This window comes from sulfur-oxidizing endosymbiont of Gigantopelta aegis (assembly GCF_016097415.1).
Taxonomy (GTDB): Bacteria; Pseudomonadota; Gammaproteobacteria; order GRL18; family GRL18; genus GRL18.
Map to the genome: position 1 here is coordinate 1,425,015 of NZ_JAEHGE010000001.1, position 18,081 is coordinate 1,443,095.

20 protein-coding genes are annotated in these 18,081 nt (G+C 39.6%); 14 read left to right on the plus strand and 6 right to left on the minus strand.

What is annotated here, in order from left to right:
* Positions 1-35: 35 nt before the first annotated feature.
* Complete coding sequence (locus JEU79_RS07310; RefSeq protein WP_198263572.1) at positions 36-794, minus strand: sulfite exporter TauE/SafE family protein; 759 nt, start codon at positions 792-794, stop codon at positions 36-38.
* A 184-nt stretch (positions 795-978) separates the two neighbouring features.
* Between JEU79_RS07310 and JEU79_RS07315 the strand changes: the two genes are divergently transcribed.
* Positions 979-1,923 (plus strand): PDC sensor domain-containing protein, encoded by a 945-nt coding sequence (locus JEU79_RS07315; protein WP_198265903.1) that lies wholly within the window; start codon positions 979-981, stop codon positions 1,921-1,923.
* A 43-nt stretch (positions 1,924-1,966) separates the two neighbouring features.
* Positions 1,967-2,305, plus strand: coding sequence for a DUF4870 family protein (locus tag JEU79_RS07320; RefSeq protein ID WP_246540089.1), 339 nt, complete (start codon positions 1,967-1,969; stop codon positions 2,303-2,305).
* 101 nt (positions 2,306-2,406) lie between these two features.
* On the opposite strand, the gene JEU79_RS07325 is transcribed toward JEU79_RS07320, so the two are convergent.
* The gene (locus JEU79_RS07325; protein ID WP_198263573.1) at positions 2,407-3,789 is read right to left on the minus strand and encodes a HipA domain-containing protein; all 1,383 of its coding nucleotides are present in this window, start codon (positions 3,787-3,789) and stop codon (positions 2,407-2,409) included.
* Positions 3,786-4,031: a helix-turn-helix domain-containing protein gene (locus JEU79_RS07330; protein WP_198263574.1), complete on the minus strand. Its 246-nt coding sequence runs from the start codon at positions 4,029-4,031 to the stop codon at positions 3,786-3,788. The genes JEU79_RS07325 and JEU79_RS07330 overlap by 4 nt, the downstream gene beginning before the upstream one ends.
* Before the next feature lie 277 nt (positions 4,032-4,308).
* Between JEU79_RS07330 and JEU79_RS07335 the strand changes: the two genes are divergently transcribed.
* Positions 4,309-5,070 (plus strand): hypothetical protein, encoded by a 762-nt coding sequence (locus JEU79_RS07335; RefSeq protein ID WP_198263575.1) that lies wholly within the window; start codon positions 4,309-4,311, stop codon positions 5,068-5,070.
* Entirely contained in the window at positions 5,058-5,447 is a 390-nt protein-coding gene (locus JEU79_RS07340) for a hypothetical protein (protein WP_198263576.1), read from the plus strand. The genes JEU79_RS07335 and JEU79_RS07340 overlap by 13 nt, the downstream gene beginning before the upstream one ends.
* Positions 5,448-5,464: 17 nt before the next feature.
* Here JEU79_RS07340 and JEU79_RS07345 read toward each other — a convergent pair whose 3' ends face one another.
* Complete coding sequence (locus tag JEU79_RS07345) at positions 5,465-5,695, minus strand: hypothetical protein (RefSeq protein ID WP_198263577.1); 231 nt, start codon at positions 5,693-5,695, stop codon at positions 5,465-5,467.
* Between the two features lie 266 nt (positions 5,696-5,961).
* On the opposite strand from JEU79_RS07345, the gene JEU79_RS07350 reads away from it, so the two are divergent.
* Genes JEU79_RS07350 through JEU79_RS26240 form a run of 4 tightly spaced genes read left to right on the plus strand, consistent with a single transcriptional unit; the run spans position 5,962 to position 7,578 of the window.
* Entirely contained in the window at positions 5,962-6,138 is a 177-nt protein-coding gene (locus JEU79_RS07350) for a hypothetical protein (protein ID WP_198263331.1), read from the plus strand.
* An 11-nt stretch (positions 6,139-6,149) separates the two neighbouring features.
* Positions 6,150-6,620: a hypothetical protein gene (locus tag JEU79_RS26230; RefSeq protein ID WP_246540091.1), complete on the plus strand. Its 471-nt coding sequence runs from the start codon at positions 6,150-6,152 to the stop codon at positions 6,618-6,620.
* The gene (locus JEU79_RS26235) at positions 6,614-6,988 is read left to right on the plus strand and encodes a hypothetical protein (RefSeq protein WP_246540093.1); all 375 of its coding nucleotides are present in this window, start codon (positions 6,614-6,616) and stop codon (positions 6,986-6,988) included. The genes JEU79_RS26230 and JEU79_RS26235 overlap by 7 nt, the downstream gene beginning before the upstream one ends.
* A gap of 32 nt (positions 6,989-7,020) precedes the next feature.
* Positions 7,021-7,578: an IS66 family transposase gene (locus tag JEU79_RS26240; RefSeq protein WP_198264499.1), complete on the plus strand. Its 558-nt coding sequence runs from the start codon at positions 7,021-7,023 to the stop codon at positions 7,576-7,578.
* On the opposite strand, the gene JEU79_RS07360 is transcribed toward JEU79_RS26240, so the two are convergent.
* Positions 7,575-7,979, minus strand: a complete 405-nt coding sequence (locus JEU79_RS07360) for a hypothetical protein (protein WP_198263578.1) — start codon at positions 7,977-7,979, stop codon at positions 7,575-7,577. The genes JEU79_RS26240 and JEU79_RS07360 overlap by 4 nt on opposite strands.
* Before the next feature lie 80 nt (positions 7,980-8,059).
* The gene (locus JEU79_RS07365) at positions 8,060-10,393 is read right to left on the minus strand and encodes a methyl-accepting chemotaxis protein (protein WP_198263579.1); all 2,334 of its coding nucleotides are present in this window, start codon (positions 10,391-10,393) and stop codon (positions 8,060-8,062) included.
* Positions 10,394-10,617: 224 nt separating this feature from the next.
* Between JEU79_RS07365 and mutL the strand changes: the two genes are divergently transcribed.
* From mutL to hflC, 6 genes are all read left to right on the plus strand, one after another.
* The gene (gene mutL, locus JEU79_RS07370) at positions 10,618-12,510 is read left to right on the plus strand and encodes a DNA mismatch repair endonuclease MutL (protein WP_281401054.1); all 1,893 of its coding nucleotides are present in this window, start codon (positions 10,618-10,620) and stop codon (positions 12,508-12,510) included.
* 20 nt (positions 12,511-12,530) lie between these two features.
* Positions 12,531-13,466 carry a tRNA (adenosine(37)-N6)-dimethylallyltransferase MiaA gene (gene miaA, locus JEU79_RS07375; protein WP_198263581.1) on the plus strand — a complete coding sequence of 312 codons (936 nt, stop codon included), beginning with the start codon at positions 12,531-12,533 and terminating at the stop codon, positions 13,464-13,466.
* 475 nt (positions 13,467-13,941) lie between these two features.
* Positions 13,942-14,190, plus strand: a complete 249-nt coding sequence (hfq, locus tag JEU79_RS07380) for an RNA chaperone Hfq (protein WP_198263582.1) — start codon at positions 13,942-13,944, stop codon at positions 14,188-14,190.
* 163 nt (positions 14,191-14,353) lie between these two features.
* A complete protein-coding gene (gene hflX / locus JEU79_RS07385; RefSeq protein ID WP_246540095.1) occupies positions 14,354-15,688 on the plus strand; it encodes a ribosome rescue GTPase HflX in 1,335 nt (444 codons plus the stop codon).
* A 279-nt stretch (positions 15,689-15,967) separates the two neighbouring features.
* On the plus strand, positions 15,968-17,209 hold the full coding sequence (gene hflK / locus JEU79_RS07390) for an FtsH protease activity modulator HflK (RefSeq protein ID WP_198263583.1): 1,242 nt from the start codon (positions 15,968-15,970) through the stop codon (positions 17,207-17,209).
* Entirely contained in the window at positions 17,209-18,072 is an 864-nt protein-coding gene (hflC, locus tag JEU79_RS07395) for a protease modulator HflC (RefSeq protein WP_198263584.1), read from the plus strand. Before hflK ends, hflC begins: the two co-directional genes overlap by 1 nt.
* Positions 18,073-18,081: the final 9 nt, after the last annotated feature.

The window sequence follows — 18,081 nt, forward strand, 5'->3', positions numbered from 1 at the left end:
CGAACGAAATAAAAAATCTGATAGATAGTTTCAGTTTAGCTAAAAAATAAGAGTTTAATAATAAAACCAGTCAGGGCAACATAGAGGACAATTTTAATCCACTTCTCGCCCTTGTTTATGGTGGTGTGCGCACCATACCAACCGCCGATTGAATTACCCAAGGCGAGTCCCAATCCTGTCCACCAGAGTAGTTGTAATTGTGAGGCATAGATAAATAAGGCCACGATGGTGTAGTTGAGGATGATGAAGACCTTGTACATATTCACCCGGACTAAATCAAAGCCCATGACGCGATGTAGAATCGGCATGAAAATAAAGCCTACACCAATTTGAATAAAGCCACCCCAGAAACCCGCCAGTATCATTAAGAAATGCCCAAGGGCTAAATTTTTTACTTTTAACGGGGTATTATTATCGGTTTGCTCAAGAGGCTTCTTTTTCTCAGTGGCCATGACGATCATGACTAAAATCATGACCATAGCCAACATACGATCAAACCAGACACCATCCAGACTTACACCAAACCAGGCGCCCCCGACAGCGCCTATGGAGGCAAAGGCTGATAGACTGAGGCTGAGTTTTATGTCAGAAAATCCCTTGCGAAAAAAGGTGTAAACAGCAGTGATATTTTGTGCCAGAATGGCAATACGATTAGTACCATTGGCAACGGGGGCAGGAATGTCCATTAAGAGCATGGTTGGAATGGTGAGTAATGAACCACCGCCAGCCATAACATTGAGCCAGCCAGCAAAAAGGCCGACGAAAAAAAGAATTAAAATTTGCCAGATTTCCATTAGACGATAGGTGCTCTATTCATTTAACTGATTATTTAAGGTTTTAAGTCATCGATTGAAATATTAATTGAATTGTGACTTGAATCATAACATTAAAATGAAATATTTCTTTGCTAAGCTTCACCGCATCACTATAATATTGTCATGTTTTTAAACCTTCCCCGGTAGAGGATGTTTTCACTTGATTGAGAGTAATTGGAAAAACAGTATTAGCAAACAACGGAAATTGCTAGCAAAATCACTGTCTATACCCTTGCATGCTATTGCTGAAAAATGTGCTGCAATAGAATTTGAACGTGATAAAATTAATGCTGTGCTGAGCTCTGAGTTTGCACAGATACCCAACTGTACTTACCTTTATCTAACGGATCTCAATGGTGTCCAGTTGAGTGACAACATGAGTAAGCAGGGCTTAATCACTAAGCATTTTGGCCGTGATCGTTCTGATCGTCCGTATATGAAAGAAGTCGTTCCTTCGGAAGGTTTTTTGTTGTCCGATGCCTATATTAGTATAAATCTCACGCGCCCCTCATTAACTGCTCTGCAAGTGATCAAAAAGAATAATGAAGCCGTCGGTTTTTTAGGTGCTGATTTCGATTTGCGGGATCTACCGGTGACGACAAAATTGTATCAGGAATCCAATGACTGGCGACAAATCAAAGGTGATCCGTCTATTCGTAGTTTGGTGTTTCAACAAAGTCGTGTAGAAAGTGTACTGGATCAAAATATTGATCAGATCTTTGCGATTCTGGAGGAGTTATTGACCCAGAGGGGCATGTTTCAGGGCGTCTTTCACTTTTCCAGCAGTCGAGCCACGGTTTGGGTCATGGATGATCCCTATCGCTATCGTATTTTAGATCAGGAAGCCTTGTTGGATACGGATATTTGTATGGCCTATCCAAAACGACCTTACCCTGAAGATGCATTAATACCCATGGATAAGATTAAGCCCATTTTTTCCACTATGAAAAATTTGCGTATTGCGGATGACACGATTTATTTGCGCTCAGCGTCGATTAATATTTTTAATGGTTTGATCAGTTTGACTTTTTCCTGTGATGGCAGTCATTATATGCCTTACCATGAATTTCTGGAAAAAAATGCTGCTTTTTGGGGCGCGGATGAATAGCTATTTAGCCTGTCATTGAAATTTTTATTAGGAAAGCTACCTTTTGAATTTGAATACCTTTACCAACCAAGATAATAAAACTATCGCTTATGTTGTGTATGCCTTACAGGCATTGGCAGTTTTTACTGCCTTGCCTTTGTTTGCAGCCATCATTCTTAACTATCTTAAAAAAGACAGTGTGCAGGGGACTTTAGCCGAATCTCATTTTCGCTGGCAAATTAGAACCTTTTGGTTCAGCCTATTGTGGGGAATTGTCGGCAGTGTTTTTGCTTTTTTAATTTTTGGCTATGGCATCTTGCTTATAAATTATCTTTGGTTTATTTACCGCATTCTTAAAGGTTGGCTCAGACTTAATGATGGCATGACCATGTATTCTGATTAAGTCTCTGCCAATTAAAGCTTAGTTAATTAAACATCTGATAATTAAACATCTGATAATTAAACATCTGATAATTAAACATCTGATAATTAAACATCTGATAATTAAATCTCTGCCAACTGATTTCTAATCTGTGTATGGATTTGAATTAAATTCGTTTTGTTTTCTGCGGGCAAGCGTTCAAGCGCTGTCACGCGCGCGCTGAAATCTTCTGTTATTGCTAATAGTTCTGCAATGAGTTTTACTAATGAATCCTGATCGAATCCCAGCGCCTGATTTAAACGTTTGACAGCGCTAGTGAAGTTGATTGCTTGTTCATGACCGTCAACAATGTCAACAACGTCACCATAATCACCAAAGGGCATAACACTTAATAAGTTATGAATACGATAGGCCCGCATCGGCACGGGATCATAGACGGGTGAAAAATCACTGATCCCCTCTCGGATTTGAATGCTTAAGTTTTCCAGATGTAGATCACCATTGCCACTTAAAAAAGATAATAGCAGACGTTTTAATAGGTGCTGTTTGGCTGCTTTACGATCGGCAATAATAGTGACACGTGGGTTATCAAACATACGGCCAATTTGATCATAAGTGGCATCATAATGATTCTGTAAGCCTTTATTACCTGAGGCAAGGATAGAAAATAAGCTTTCCTGAAATACGGGAATACACCGCTGGTCACGATCAAAGCGTTCGATGGCAATGGCATGGATACCATTAAATTGGCTCAGCCAATAACGCGGTGTTTCAAAACCGGCTTTTTTATGTAAATCCAAGCCGAGTGCTTCTAGTTCGGATATTCCCGGATAGGCAGTGTCTTTTTCCAGTTTTAAAATAATATCAGTAAACTGGGTATTGCCAAAACGTGTGGGCAAGCCGACCATGCCATTCCAGCCTGCTTTAGGGATGGATAATAATAGCTTGGGAATAGCACCGCCAACACTGGGTGTCGGCCCCATAAATTCCAGTAAATGACCACTTTCATCATCAAACCAGGTAAGCATATTTTTTAATGAAAACCCCAAAGTGGATTCTTTGCCCAATGCGGCTATTTGTGGCAAAGCAGGTGATGAATACCAAGTGATGGCTTTTTCATCTGAACTGAAGGTATCCAAATGGCCGATACCACCATGACCGCTCAGGGTTAGAATGTTCCAGTCATTGTCAAAGGCATTGCCCCTTTTTATGCCGGATGTTTCCAGATAGTTCATAATTAGATGGCGTTGAAAATTGTGTTCATCAGCGGGGGGAATTAAAGATTGTAGTGGCGGAGGAAAGTCAAAGCGCTCTGTTCGTGTCCATTTTATGGTGCTGTGAGAAAAAAACTCTGGTGATAAAATTATGCCCAAGCCCGGTAAGTTCATACTTAGGAAAGCATCATCATAAACAAAGCGGGATTCCAACTCAGTGGTATAGAGTTCGCCCATTTTAATTGGTACCCCTGAGAGTCTAGTCCAGACAACCGCATGACGATCTTTCATTGAAATAACTCACCATCATTAATCAAGTTTGATAAGGGAATATCGGCAATCGTAGTGATTTTCAGACCAACACTTTGTAATAATTTATCCAGTGTGGAAAAGCGAATATCACTTTGTTTACGTGCTCTTGATAGTGCAACTTCAGATACTCCGGCTTTTTGGCAAATTTGTTTTTGAGTATAGCCTAGGTGTTTACCTTCGGTAATAATGGCATCAAGGATTGATAGCAATGATTTACTCATAATTAGCCTTATTTGATAATTTAATTTATAATTGTGATTATAGTAGCAATTAGGGTTTAAATCAATTTATCGTAATTGATAATTTTATTTTTTAAATTGCCGATTGTTATCGAATTCGATAGCTTAATGTTATTTGTGCTAATAGTCAGTGATTAGTCTGTCTGATCTTTGATGCTATTCGCAGTTTATAGTCGTAAAAGCAGTTTAAAATGAATGAATTACTCGATTAAATAGGAATAAGTGGATGCAAGGTTTGATAAAACGATTAAGTATTGCTTTGATTCTGAGTCAATGGTTTTTAATCCATCCTGTTTTTGCCCTGCAATCTCAATATGCCAGTAATGCCAATAAGATTATTATTTTGTCCAAATCTGCTATGTCGTCAGCTGTGCCAGTTGATATTCCAGCCATTTTTAATACTCGCATAAGCCAAACGAGTGCGGAAGAGATTTTAACGATAACGGGGGAAGGCTTTAAGCAGGGGCCAACTGTTATCTTATATGATAATTTTTCTAATGGCAGTGACGGCGAGATTATTCCTTTGGACTCTCCGCATATAGGTCAATGGTCGTCTAATTTGGGTTCGACTCACTTTGAACAATATAATTCGAATGAAATGGGTTTGGCTGCCAATAATTTTAAAGATTGGAGTTCTCGGCCCACCCTTGTCACTATTTTTCCACAACGTACTGCAAATTTATTTTTATCCTATTCGGTTTATATGCCCCCGGGCGCTACTTTTTCCGGTGCATCGACACCGAATACTTTTCCCTCAATAAGCTCCTGGAAATTTACCTGGCTGACTGATGGTGAAAATGGTTATTATGATCGTGAGGGTAAAGCGGACTTATGTGTTCCCTCCCATGCTGGGAGAGGTTCTATGATTATTGGCGGTAATGATGGCACGCTAAGTTATGTTTCAGGAGGGCCTGTTTGGTGGGACTTTAAGCAGACCAACTTCATTTCGTTTTATACCAAAACGGATGCGGATGCACCGCAAACTGAAAATGGCACACTTTTTTTCAAGTGGCTAATGTAGATAAAGGCTTGTATCAGTTTCTAAAGACTGATAGACCCGCCGCACTCGCACCGCCAAAGACTTATGAATATGATCGTCTTAGAATTCCAGGCTGGTGGGGAAATGGTGATAGTAAAAACTTTCAGGCAATTTATGACAATGTGTATATGGCAATGGGTGATAATTATATTGCCCGCATAGAATTGACAGACAGCCAAGTTTATAGCGAATCAACTGAAATTTTTGTGATTCCGGCAGAGCAATGGCAAGATGACAAAATCACCATTAATTTACAAAAACTATCGTTGCCTGGCATTAAAAAGCGTTTTATTTATATTATTGATAGATTGGGTGTACGCAGTAAAAAAGGCTATGCTGTTTGTGAAAATTGCTTGTAATTTATGCAATGATGACGTTAATCTTCGTGGTTTTTATCCAGTTTAAAAATAACCGTTGTGACATTACTTTTTTTAATAGCGACGACTTTGTCCTTCATTACTAATACAAAATAATCACCGGGCACATCGAGGCCATAACCGTATACTGTTTTTATTGAGCTGTCGGCTTCTTTGTATTGAACCTTTAGTTTAGGCACTTCAAAATCTTCAACTGCTTTGTTTTTATAAATCAAAGCAATATCATTCATTTCTGTAACTTCTCAATAAGTCTGTGCAAAACTTGAAATAAAAACAAAAAAAGTCTTGACAGCATTTTAGAGGACAAAAATTGCATTTTCACTGCCCCATGTAATTTATCCCTATAAATGATCCTGTCGATCTGTCTCAGATCGAAATAGAATATTTTTGAATATTATCTTAACTGAGAGGGAGTTTGATCAACACAGGGCAAACTAAAGAGCCTTAAAAAGCCATGATACAATTGTTTTATTGAAAACAACCTGTATTGATTATAGTGAAAAAATTACCTCCAATTCCAGAGATACCTGAAGAAGAAAAGACACCGGTAGTCCGATTACTCCTTGCTTTCATGGAGCAACAACAGGAAATCATTCAAAACCAACAGGTTGAAATCGATGCCCTTAAAACAGAAGTTGCTAAGCTTAAAAGCTACCTCCAAAGCCTAAAATAAGAGCCAGTAAATTGCCAAAGGATGATGACAATGATAATCCGACAGGTCATTCAGGAAGCAAGAAAAACAACTCAGGAAATGGGACTAGTAAAAGTCGTAAACGAAAGAAGAAATTGGCTATTCATAAAACCACCGTTATCAAACCAGATAACCTGCCAGAACATTCACGTTTTTTAGGGTATCAGGATTATTTTGTTCAGGAGCTGCTGATTAAGCCTTTCAATACTCGTTATCGATTGGCTCGCTATAAAACACCCGATGGTGATACCTGTATAGGAAAATTGAGCTTTGATACACATATAGGACATTTTGGCCATACATTACAGAGTTATATCGTTTATCAATATTATCACCAGAGAGTGACTCAGCCATTGATAATACAACAATTAACAGAATTAGGTTTTGATATTTCAACGGGTCAGATCAATGAGATTTTAATCCATGACAAAGACCATTTTCATACTGAAAAAATACATTGCTAACTGCCGGTATCAACAATAGTACTTATATCCATGTTGATGATACGGGTAGTCGTCATGATGGAAAGAATGGTTATTGTACTCACGTTGGCAATGAAACCTTTGCCTGGTTTTCAAGTACTCGATATAAGAGCCGGATTAATTTTCTACAATTGTTACGAGGTGCTGCTGTTGATTATACGCTCAACGATGCAGCACTTGATTATATGAGAGCAGAAAAATTACCTCACAAGCCATTGAGCGTTATTGAACAAAGTCATCAGACTTGCTTTGATAATGAAGAAGCCTGGAAATACTATCTGCAGAACAATAGTATCATAACACAACGGCATGTTCGCATTGCCACAGAAGGCGCTTTACTGGGGCATTAATTAACAGTGGCTTTCCAAGTGATTTGGTGATTGTGAGTGATGATGCAGGACAATTTGATATTTTGTTGCACGCATTATGTTGGATACATGCAGACAGAGTGTTTCAGCGGATACTACCACTCAATGAGCGACATGATAAAGAACTGAACTGGGTACATACTCAGATTTGGGAACTATTTTATGATCTCAAACAATATAAACTTGAGCCAGATGATCCGTTGAAGTCAGCGATTGCTGAACATTTTGATGAATTGTGCCGGACTAAAACAAGCTTTGAAACGTTGAATCAGGCACTGAAACGATTGGCAAGAAATAAAACAGAATTACTGCTGGTATTGGAACGGCCTGATATTCCTCTTCATAATAATTTGAGTGAAAATGATATTCGAGAATATGTTATTAAGCGTAAAATTAGTGGTAGTACACGCTCAAAGGATGGGCAACTTTGCAGAGATACCTTTGTCAGTTTAAAGAAAACTTGTTTGAAACAAGGAATTTCATTCTGGGATTTTATTAATGACCGGATCAGCAAGAGAAATTTGATCCCATATCTGCCTGAGTTGCTGAAAGGTAAAGTTTGTGCTGTTTAAATGCACAGACTTATTGAGAAGTTACTCATTTCTTCTTTGGCCATTCCCTCTCCAGTGTCATAACTAGCACCTACCTGAAAACGAAAGAAAAACAGCATACCCGCAGAGATAACAATGGCGGGCACGTCGGAGGAATATTTTTTTAAAATCAGCGGGAGTAGTCCTAGCAACGAAAATAACCAAATTTGGGTGCTATAAAAAGGGGTGATCATTAATGCCAAAAAACCATAGAGGATGGCATCTCTAAACTCAACTTTAACAAAGTCATTACTTAAGCCATAGCCCGTCATGTTGGCCTCAATAAAAATGAGGCCAAAGAAATATAATAGGGCAGAGATCAGGGCAAAAAGTGAAGCCAGATCGAAAAAAATTCTCTCTGCAATTGTTTTTGATGGGAGCAATATAGTGTCCTTTTTAATTGAGCAATTCCGTTGAAACGCACCATCTGCTGATAAAAACCTAATAGGTTTAGACTGAATCCTTATGAGACTTTAAACTTATCCACGAGGCTTTGCAATTGCTTGGCTAATTGCGATAATTGATTACTGGCAATAGCGGATTCGTTGGAACTATGGCTAATATCTTCTGAGACAGTATTGATATTAGTGATATTATTATTAATGTCATTGGCAACAGTGGATTGTTGCTCAACAGAAGATGCGATATTGGATGCCATGGTATCGATTTCTGCAATCGCAGTTGATAAACTGGATAAGGTTTGACCGATATTTTCAATATGGGTCACGGTTTGATCCATATTCTCTTTGCTTTTGAGCATCACATTGGATGCTTTTGAGGCATTGCCCTGTAGTTCTTCAATGATATTCTGAATTTCCAGTGTGGATTCCTGGGTTTTTTGTGCCAGCATACGTACTTCATCTGCAACTACGGCAAAGCCACGACCTTGCTCGCCTGCCCGAGCGGCTTCAATGGCGGCATTGAGTGCCAATAGATTCGTTTGTTCTGCAATCCCTTTGATGACATCTAATACGGTACCAATGATTTGGCTATTGGACTCCAGAGACAGGATGACCTTTTCTGTATTTCCCACATCGCTTGAAAGATGCTCAATGGATGTGGTGGCTGTATTGACGTGGCTGACACATTCCTTCGCTTGTTGATCAGCATTCCGCGCAGCCTGGGCTGCAATTTTAGCACTCTCAGAAACGTCGAGTGCTTCTTGACTCATGTTATGCATGGAGTCTGCTGCTTGTGAAGTATTATTTTTTTGTTCTTCCAGTGCGAGTTTTGATTGTTCTGTTGAAGATGATAATTCTTCGGCTGATTTAGCTAATTTTAAGGAGCCATTGGAAATATTTTTTATCACGGTTTCAATTTTAATCACAAATAAATTAAAGCCAATTGCCAATCGTCCTAGTTCATCTTTACGTGTTTCATCAAGGCGTTGAGTTAAGTCGCCGTCGCCTTTAGCAATGTTTTCCATGGAGTCAGCAATTTTGTTGATAGGTGCTGTAATAGTGATGGAAAATAAGTAGCCGATGATAATGACACAAATAATGATAATCAGTGCGATGATCAGTGTTGAGCTTAGAATTTTTTTGACCAGTTGAGTGACTGGTCTAAAGGCTTCTTCCTTATCTATTTCACTCATAATCGCCCATTTTAAGCCAAGGATATTAATGGGGGCATAGGCAGATAAGACGGAAATGTCACGATAGTCTGGGAAAATTTTAAAATCGGTATTGCCTGCTAGGGCATCGTTAACACCCAATGTTTGCACTGGTTGTAGACCAATGGTGGTGTTTTTTGAAGCGATGGATTTTATTGTTTCAGAATCAAGATCTCCAGATTTAATGGCCGCCAGATAACCCTCTCTGTCATCAACCAAAAAACGCCCGACACTGCGCATTGTTTGATCGGCACCCACCAGATAGGTTTCACCCGATTCACCTAGTCCCACCTCTGCCCATTTTTTATCATGCGTCATGACGCCATTAATTGCATCAATGGGCATTTGAAAAATTAAAATACCTATTTTTTTACCCTGGTCAAAAATGGGTGTGGCAATAAAGGATGCTGGATCCTGATAAGATGGAAAATAAGGCGCAAAATCAGTTAATTTAGCGGTGTTAGGTGTGGTGATTTTATTGGCTTGGGCAAAAGCAATACCGATGCCTGTTTTCGCATAGGGGCCATCAATCAAAGAGGTAGAATAATCAAGCTCTTTAAACACAGAATAAACAATATCGCCGGTTTCATGATTGACTAAAAAAATATCATAGTAGCCAAATTCTTGTAAATAATGACGAATATGTGGGTGATATTTTTTGTGTAGCTTATCGTATTGCGAATTATCATCAATACTAATGAGCGTATCCTTACTACCTAAAGGATGCTTATTGGTCATAATAAACTTGTTTTGCAGGATTAAAGAATCATCATCCAATGATGAAATAATTGCTGAAATATCAGGTAATTGATTGGCATTACGTTTTTTGTATTCAGCTGAAAAAGGTTTTTGATAATAGCTAGCGACATTTGTCTTTATTTCTGCGGTGACCTGAGCGCCGGTTTCTTCACGATAATCGTGAAAGGCGGTGTTAAATAATCCCATAGCATCAATGATCATTTGATCATCTGAAAAAGTAATGACTTGCTTATTAATAATATCAAAATAATGTTCAATTTGACTTTTTTTGGTATCACGTATACTGGTCAGCTGGTTTTGAATTTGTTGCTTCAATGCCGTTTGACTGGAATCAACGCTCAGCCAGCCGACAACAGAACCGACTAATACGACAGGAATAATGGCTAGGGTAATGGCACCGATGAGCAGTTTATTTTTAATCAACATTATGAAAGTTCCTGATTTTTACAACAAGCTTGTCAATATAAACGACATGAAATCTGAGTATAGTACAGTTTCCGTTATTTTAACTATAGGCAAGAAATAACAAGACTTGAGGAATAAATAGCATGGATTAAAGTTGCCAATCTGTTTTCAGTAACATAAAATCTTAGTCTGTCTGCCGTTATTATTCGCCCTGAATTTTAGGAGTTGTTACCATTAGCTCTCGTATTAAATCCCTTAGCCTACAATTGGCAAATCAAATCGCAGCAGGTGAGGTTGTTGAACGACCAGCCTCAGTGGTCAAAGAATTGTTAGAGAATGCCATTGATGCCCATAGTCAACAAATCCATGTCGAGATTGAGCGTGGAGGAAGCGCCTTAGTGCGTGTCACTGATGATGGTTCCGGCATTAATAAAGATGATCTGTCGTTGGCTGTCACGCGTCATGCCACCAGTAAAATACACAGCCTTAAAGAATTAGAGCAGATTGTAAGCCTAGGCTTTCGTGGTGAAGCATTGGCGAGTATCAGTGCGGTGTCAAAATTAGTCATTAAAAGCAAACAAGCTGAGCAACAGGCATGGCAGATCGATACCGGCACTGATAGTGACTTTGCTAACTATAATGCTGAGCCTGAGCCTGTTGCACAGCCACAGGGTACGACAATTGAAGTTCGGGATTTATTTTTTAATACCCCAGCACGGCGCAAATTCATGCGCACCATCAAGACTGAATTTAAGCATATTGATGATATCGTAAAGCGTATTGCACTGAGCCAGTTTGATATTGCCTTTAAATTGACGCATAACAAAAAATTAGTGAGAAATTTGCCCGTTGCAGTCACTGAAAAAGCCATCATTCAACGCATTGGCAAATTATTCTCCCCTGACTTTATAGAACATGCCAATAAAGTGGACTTTAGTGCCGATCATTTTAGCAATATGGGCTCGCTACGTCTTTGGGGCTGGGTGAGTGCGCCACAATGGCATAAAAAACAGGCGGATTGGCAGTATTTTTATGTCAATGGTCGTTATATTAAAGATAAGCTGGTTAATCATGCCTTACGGCAGGCGTATCAGGAATTATTACCAGAAGATACTTTTTCCGCCTATATTCTCTATCTTGAAATTGATCCGCAACAGGTCGATGTTAATGTGCATCCCACTAAGCACGAAGTGCGTTTCAGGCAGTCACGATTAGTTCATGATTTTATTTATAGTGCTCTAAAACAGGCACTTTTTCCAGAACCGCTCAATCCACAAGCACAAACTGATCTGCTTATTACTAAATCACAGTCGGATACTGCACTTAAAAGCGTGCCTAGTAAAGATGTGAGCAGTGAATATGAACACGCTAAAGCGTATGTCAATCCTTATAGTCAGGGCGGCCAATACCAACAAAAACAATACCCAGCCAAGCAGTACCAGCCAAGTACTCAGTCGTCAATAAATGAACATCAAGTCGCTGAGCAATTAAGTGGTTTACAGCAATTATATCAACAGAATGATGTGGCGAATACTGGAAATAAAACACCACTGGACAGAGCAAAAAAAGCGAATTGCTTGGGTACTTCTTTGGGAGCCTTGATTGAAAATTACCTCTTGAGTCAGCATATAAACTCTGCCGGACAGGCAGAAATTTATATTGTGCATATTGGCAGAGCACAGCAGTATTTATGGCAACAATTGTTTACTGCAGAACAAGCTACACCCTTATTAATTCCTGAAACAATTACCCTAAAAAATACTGCTATAGAGGTATTGTTAGCACATCAAAAAGCACTGAAATACCTTGGCATTGAGCTTGGTCAATTGGCTGATGACACGCTGATGATCAGAAGCTTACCCGCTCTTTATGGGATTCCAGGCTGTCAGATCAATCTTGAATTATTGTTTCAAGCGTTACTGAAAGAAATTAAAAACAGCTCTAATAATGATGAAGAAAAATATCAAGACTGTCTGATTCAATCTTTAGAAGTGCAAGCATTGAGTCTGAATGAGCAGAATGACTTGTTGAAATTGCTTGCAGAGTACAGCAGTAAAAACGACGCTGAAAGAATATTGTTTAAGCAGCAAGCTATCTGGACAACATTGGATCAAACTAAACTGAAACACTTATTTTGAGATCCTCAACTGAGATTAAAATGACACAACGACCTGCTGCAGTATTTATTATGGGCCCAACAGCCTCTGGAAAAACTGACCTCGCTATCGAGTTGGTAAAAAAATACCCTTTTGAAATTATCAGTGTGGATTCAGCCTTAATTTATAAGGGCATGAACATTGGAACGGCGAAACCAACAGCAGAAGAGCTAGTCCTTGCTCCCCATCATCTCATTGACTTTTTAGATCCAGCGCAATCCTATTCAACGGCTAATTTTAGAAATGATGCTTTGGCGCTTATGTCTGACATTCATGCCCGGGATAAAATTCCCTTGTTGGTCGGTGGGACAATGCTCTATCATCGCAGTTTGTTGTATGGCCTGTCTGAATTGCCCCCAGCAAATGAGACTATTCGACAACAATTAGATGCTGAAACCGCACTCAAGGGGGGCGCGTTTATGCATGAAAAATTAGCAGCAATTGACCCCGTTGCGGCAAAGCGAATTCATCCCAATGATCCACAAAGAGTACAACGTGCTTTGGAAGTGTATGAGATTTCAGGCAAGTCAATGACTCAATTACAGCAGGAAAACCAGGCACAGGCATTGGATTGTGAGGCCTATAAAATAATCGTCGCACCAAAATCCAGAGAGCTCTTAAGAGAACGAATCGCTATTCGTTTTAATAAGATGCTTGAACAGGGCTTTATTGAAGAAGTGCAGCAACTTTATGCGCGGGATGATCTGGACTTGTCTTTGCCATCTATGAGAGCGGTAGGTTATCGACAGGTATGGGAGTATCTGGAAGGCAAAATGGACAAACAACAAATGATAGAGCGGGGGATAACCATTACTCGGCAATTTGCCAAACGTCAGATGACCTGGTTACGCCGCGAAGAAGATGCGCTATGGCTTGAGATAGAGAATAACAATAAGTTTGCTCAGGCTGTTCAAAACCTGGAAGCTATTTTAACTTGATCAATGAACGCTCACAGTATTTATTGTTTTCTGTATATATTAATATAGTTATATGTTAAAGTTTGGTAGAACCCTTAGTATTAGTTGGAAAGTTTTATGGAAAACCCTAGGGTTTTCCATTATAAAGTCGCATTATAAGTCTATGTTATTTTGTTATAAATCAATATAGAATATTTTTAATTACCTTTATTTTATGATTTTTTTTCATAGTGTTGCGATTTGTTAGGGGTATAAATTGCCTTTTTTATGGACTGACTTTACACTTTTTCAGTATCCAGGGTGATTTTAGGAGGAGAATGCTAGCCTTTGCCTTTCTATTGGAATTTACTTATATATTTAATATAACGATTACTATAGAATATTATTTTTGCAAAACTTAGGCTGTTGCAAAACTTAAGCTGCTGCAAAGAAATGATGCTTGAGGGGTGGTTGGCATGAAAATAAATACTAAAAATTATAATTAGGAGAAGTTAAAATGAGTAAAGGGCAAGCACTACAAGACCCTTATTTGAACGTTTTGAGAAAAGAGCGGGTTCCCGTCTCAATTTATCTCGTTAATGGTATCAAACTTCAGGGACAGGTTGAATCTTTTGACCAATTTGTAATTTTGTTAAAAAATGCTGTCAGCCAAATGGTTTACAAGCATGCTATTTCTACGATTGTGCCGTCAAGAAACATTAAATTAGTGACTGACGAAACACCATCCTCAGGTAATAACTCATAAGTAACTCTCTATCCGATCTAGACCTTTGCATGGCAAATGGCATTAGCTGTTTGCCAGCTAAATCCTTTGTTATCAATTGCTCGAAAAATCAATTTATGTTGCCTTTAGAAGAGTCTCTTTTAAAGAAGCTATTGTGTAATGTGTATTAAAAGGAATCCCGTCATTGTTTGATCGCCCTGTTGGAACTGGAGAACGTGCTTTACTGGTTCATATCGATTTTCCTACTGTTATGAATCACTATTCAGAAACGATGAATAGCGAAACCAGTCTACAAAAATCAGCAAGTTTGCGTGAAGAAGCGCAAAGTGAATTCTATGATCTGGCCTTGTCGGCTGGTGCTGAACCACTCGCCTTCATCAAAGGCAAACGGGTTAAACCGGAGCCTAAATATTTTATTGGTACCGGCAAGGCTCAGGAAGTCAAAGATGCAGTTGATTTACATCAGGCCGATCTGGTACTGGTCAATCATCAATTATCACCCGCTCAAGAACGTAACCTAGAAATTATGCTGCAATGCCGTGTTTTAGATAGAACCGGCCTAATTCTTGATATTTTTGCTCAAAGAGCACGCTCTCATGAAGGCAAATTGCAGGTAGAACTGGCTCAATTGAGCCACATGACGACGCGCCTTGTTCGAGGTTGGACGCATTTGGAACGCCAAAAAGGCGGTATCGGTTTACGTGGGCCAGGGGAAACTCAGCTAGAAACTGACCGTCGCTTATTGGGTATGCGCATCAAACAACTCAATAAGCGTCTAGGAAAAGTCCGTAAGCAACGGGAACAAAGCCGTCGCTCTCGTCAACGTGCTGAATTGCCGACGGTCTCCTTAGTGGGCTATACCAATGCTGGCAAGTCCTCGTTGTTTAATCAACTGACTGAATCCAGTGTTTATGTTGAAAACAAGCTCTTTGCGACCCTCGATCCTACCTTGCGAAGAGTGGAGTTACCAAAAAATTTATCCATGGTTTTGGCTGATACGGTTGGTTTTATCAGTAATCTCCCCCATGATCTAGTAGATGCCTTTCATGCAACCTTGTTAGAAACCCGTGAAGCCGATTTGTTATTGCATGTAATCGATGCTCATACGGACAATCGTGACATGCACATTGCTGAGGTTAACTCAGTTTTGAAGCAGGTGGGAGCGGAAAATACGCCACAAATATTAGTTTATAACAAAGTGGATTTGCTCAGTGAGCAACAAGCGCGTATTGAACGTGATAATTCCGGTAATGTATTACGGGTTTGGCTGTCTGCGGTGGAAAACACCGGCATGGATTTGTTACTGGAAAGTGTTGCTGAGTTTTTCAGTAAAGAAAGGGTGCAAAAACAACTGAAAGTGCCTGCTAAAGCAGGTCAGTGGCGCGCTATTTTGTATTCTTATGTGGATATTCTTGATGAGCAATACAATGAGCAGGGTGACTGGTTGGTGACAATTGAAACCACCTCAAGAGATTTTGATAATTTATTGAAAAAAGAAGGTTTCAGTGAGCTATTATAGTGAACGAAAAATGTACTACATAGTCTTATCTACCTGTAGTTAAACTTCATTGATGTCTGACACACTATAGATACAATGAAGTTTAACCATAGATAGTATTTATAATAAACTATAGACTCTTTGGAGCGGGTTAGATAAGATTCGAGTTTATTTCGCGTAAGACATCATTAGCTATTTTTTAAATATTTTTAAAAACAGTCGGCTAATGAGATCAAGTCTTGCAAAATATCAATAATGTTTATCCTGCTAGCAGGACTTTGAACGAAATTGGAGTATTAAATGGCCTGGAATGAACCTGGCGGCGGTCCTAATAATAATGATCCGTGGGGCAATAAAAAGAATAATGATCAGGGGCCACCTGATCTCGATGAAGTGATCAAAAACCTCAATGATAAAATCGGCAAGCTATTTGGCGGTAAGAAGGGGGGTAGTGGTTCAGGTGGGAATGGCTCTGGCAGTTCAGGTGAAAACCGCTTTGGCAACACCCCTCCGCCAACGTATCTCTTTGTCATCGTAGCAGTCATTGCTATCGGCGTTTGGGCTTTATCGGGTATTTATACTATCGATCAAGGTAAAAAGGCTGTCGTATTGCAATTCGGTGAAGCCTATAAAACCGTTGATGCAGGTATTCAATGGTATGCACCAGGCATACAGGATTACCAGCTTGTCGATGTCAGTGCTTCACGAAGCCTGAACATTGGTAGCAACCAACATGAAGCACACATGCTGACCAAAGATGAAAACATTGTTGAAGTCAAAGTAGCGGTGCAATACAAGGTGAGCGATGCAGAAGAGTTTCTCTTCAATGTCCGTGACCCGGGTTTGGTGTTGAGACAGGTTTCCGAAAGCTCGGTACGTGAAATTGTCGGTAAAAACGACATGGACTTCATTCTAACTGAAGGTCGTAGCCAAATTGCTTCTAGAATTGGTGTTCTCGCTCAGGAAATTCTTGATCGTTATAAAGCCGGTGTTATTATTACTCGATTTACTCTACAGAGTGCGAAAGCACCGGCACAAGTGCAGGATGCTTTTGAAGATGTCAACGCGGCACGTGAAGATAGAGAACGTTATATCAATGAAGCTCAGGCTTATAGTAATGACGTGATTCCAAAGGCACGTGGTAGTGCTGCCCGTCAAGTGGCTGGTGCACAAGCCTATAATGGTCGTGTGATTGCAGAAGCAGAGGGTGAAACCGCTCGTTTCTTAAGTGTCCTGGGTGAATATGAAAAAGCACCTGAAGTCACCCGTGACAGACTTTATCTGGATGCCATGGAAAAAGTCTATAGTAAAACCAGCAAGGTGATGATTGATACCAAGGGTAGCAACAATCTACTGTACTTACCCTTAGATAAAATGATGCGAGGCACAAATATGTCATCAGGCAGTAATGCGACGAGTTTAGTCGGCGAAGATGGTAATTACCAAAAAGGTAATCAACAGTCTGACTATCGTTCTTCCAAGTTCCGTAATACTAATAGTGATAATTCACGGGCTCGACCATCTATCAGGGAGAAACGTTAATGAAATTATTAGTTGCGATAGCAGTATTGATACTGGGTATCATTGGTTCAGCATCCATGTTTACCGTGCAGGAAACCGAAGCGGCCATCTTATTCAAATGGGGTAAAATTGAGCGCTCGGATTATCAGCCTGGCCTACATTTTAAATTGCCTTTTGTGAATAATGTGCGTAAGTTCGATAAACGTATTCAGACCTTTGATGCCAAACCTGAAGATTACTTGACCGAGGAAAAGAAAATTCTGGTGGTTGATTCCTTTATTCAGTGGCAAATCAATGATGTGAAAAAGTTCTATGTTTCCATGCGTGGTGATATGGATATTGCACAAGAACGGATTGCGACCATCGTAAAAGAAGGTTTGCGTAATGAATTCGGTCGTCGAAATATGTACGAAGTCATTTCCGGTGAGCGTCATGTGATTATGGATGACATTAATAAGTCAGCCAATAAAGATGTGACCGCTTTTGGTGTAAGAATTGTGGATGTACGTATTAAGCGTATTGAATTCCCGCCTAAGGTCAGTAATAAAATTTTCCGTCGTATGGAAACTGAACGTACGCGTATTGCTAAAGAGCTTAGGGCTCAGGGTAATGAAAGTGCGGCTAAAATTACTGCAGAAGCTGATCGTCAAGTGACTATTTTAAAAGCGGATGCCTTTAAAGAAGCCGAACAGGTACGTGGTAAAGGTGATGCGAAAGCTTCTGAGATTTACGCGACAGCCTATGGTAAAAATAAGGAATTCTTTACTTTTTATCGTAGTTTGAATGCCTATCAGAACACTTTTGGCAGCGCCTCTGATGTGATGGTAATGGAGCCTGATTCAGACTTCTTTAACTATTTTAAGAATAATAAGGGTAAGCAGTAATCGCTTATC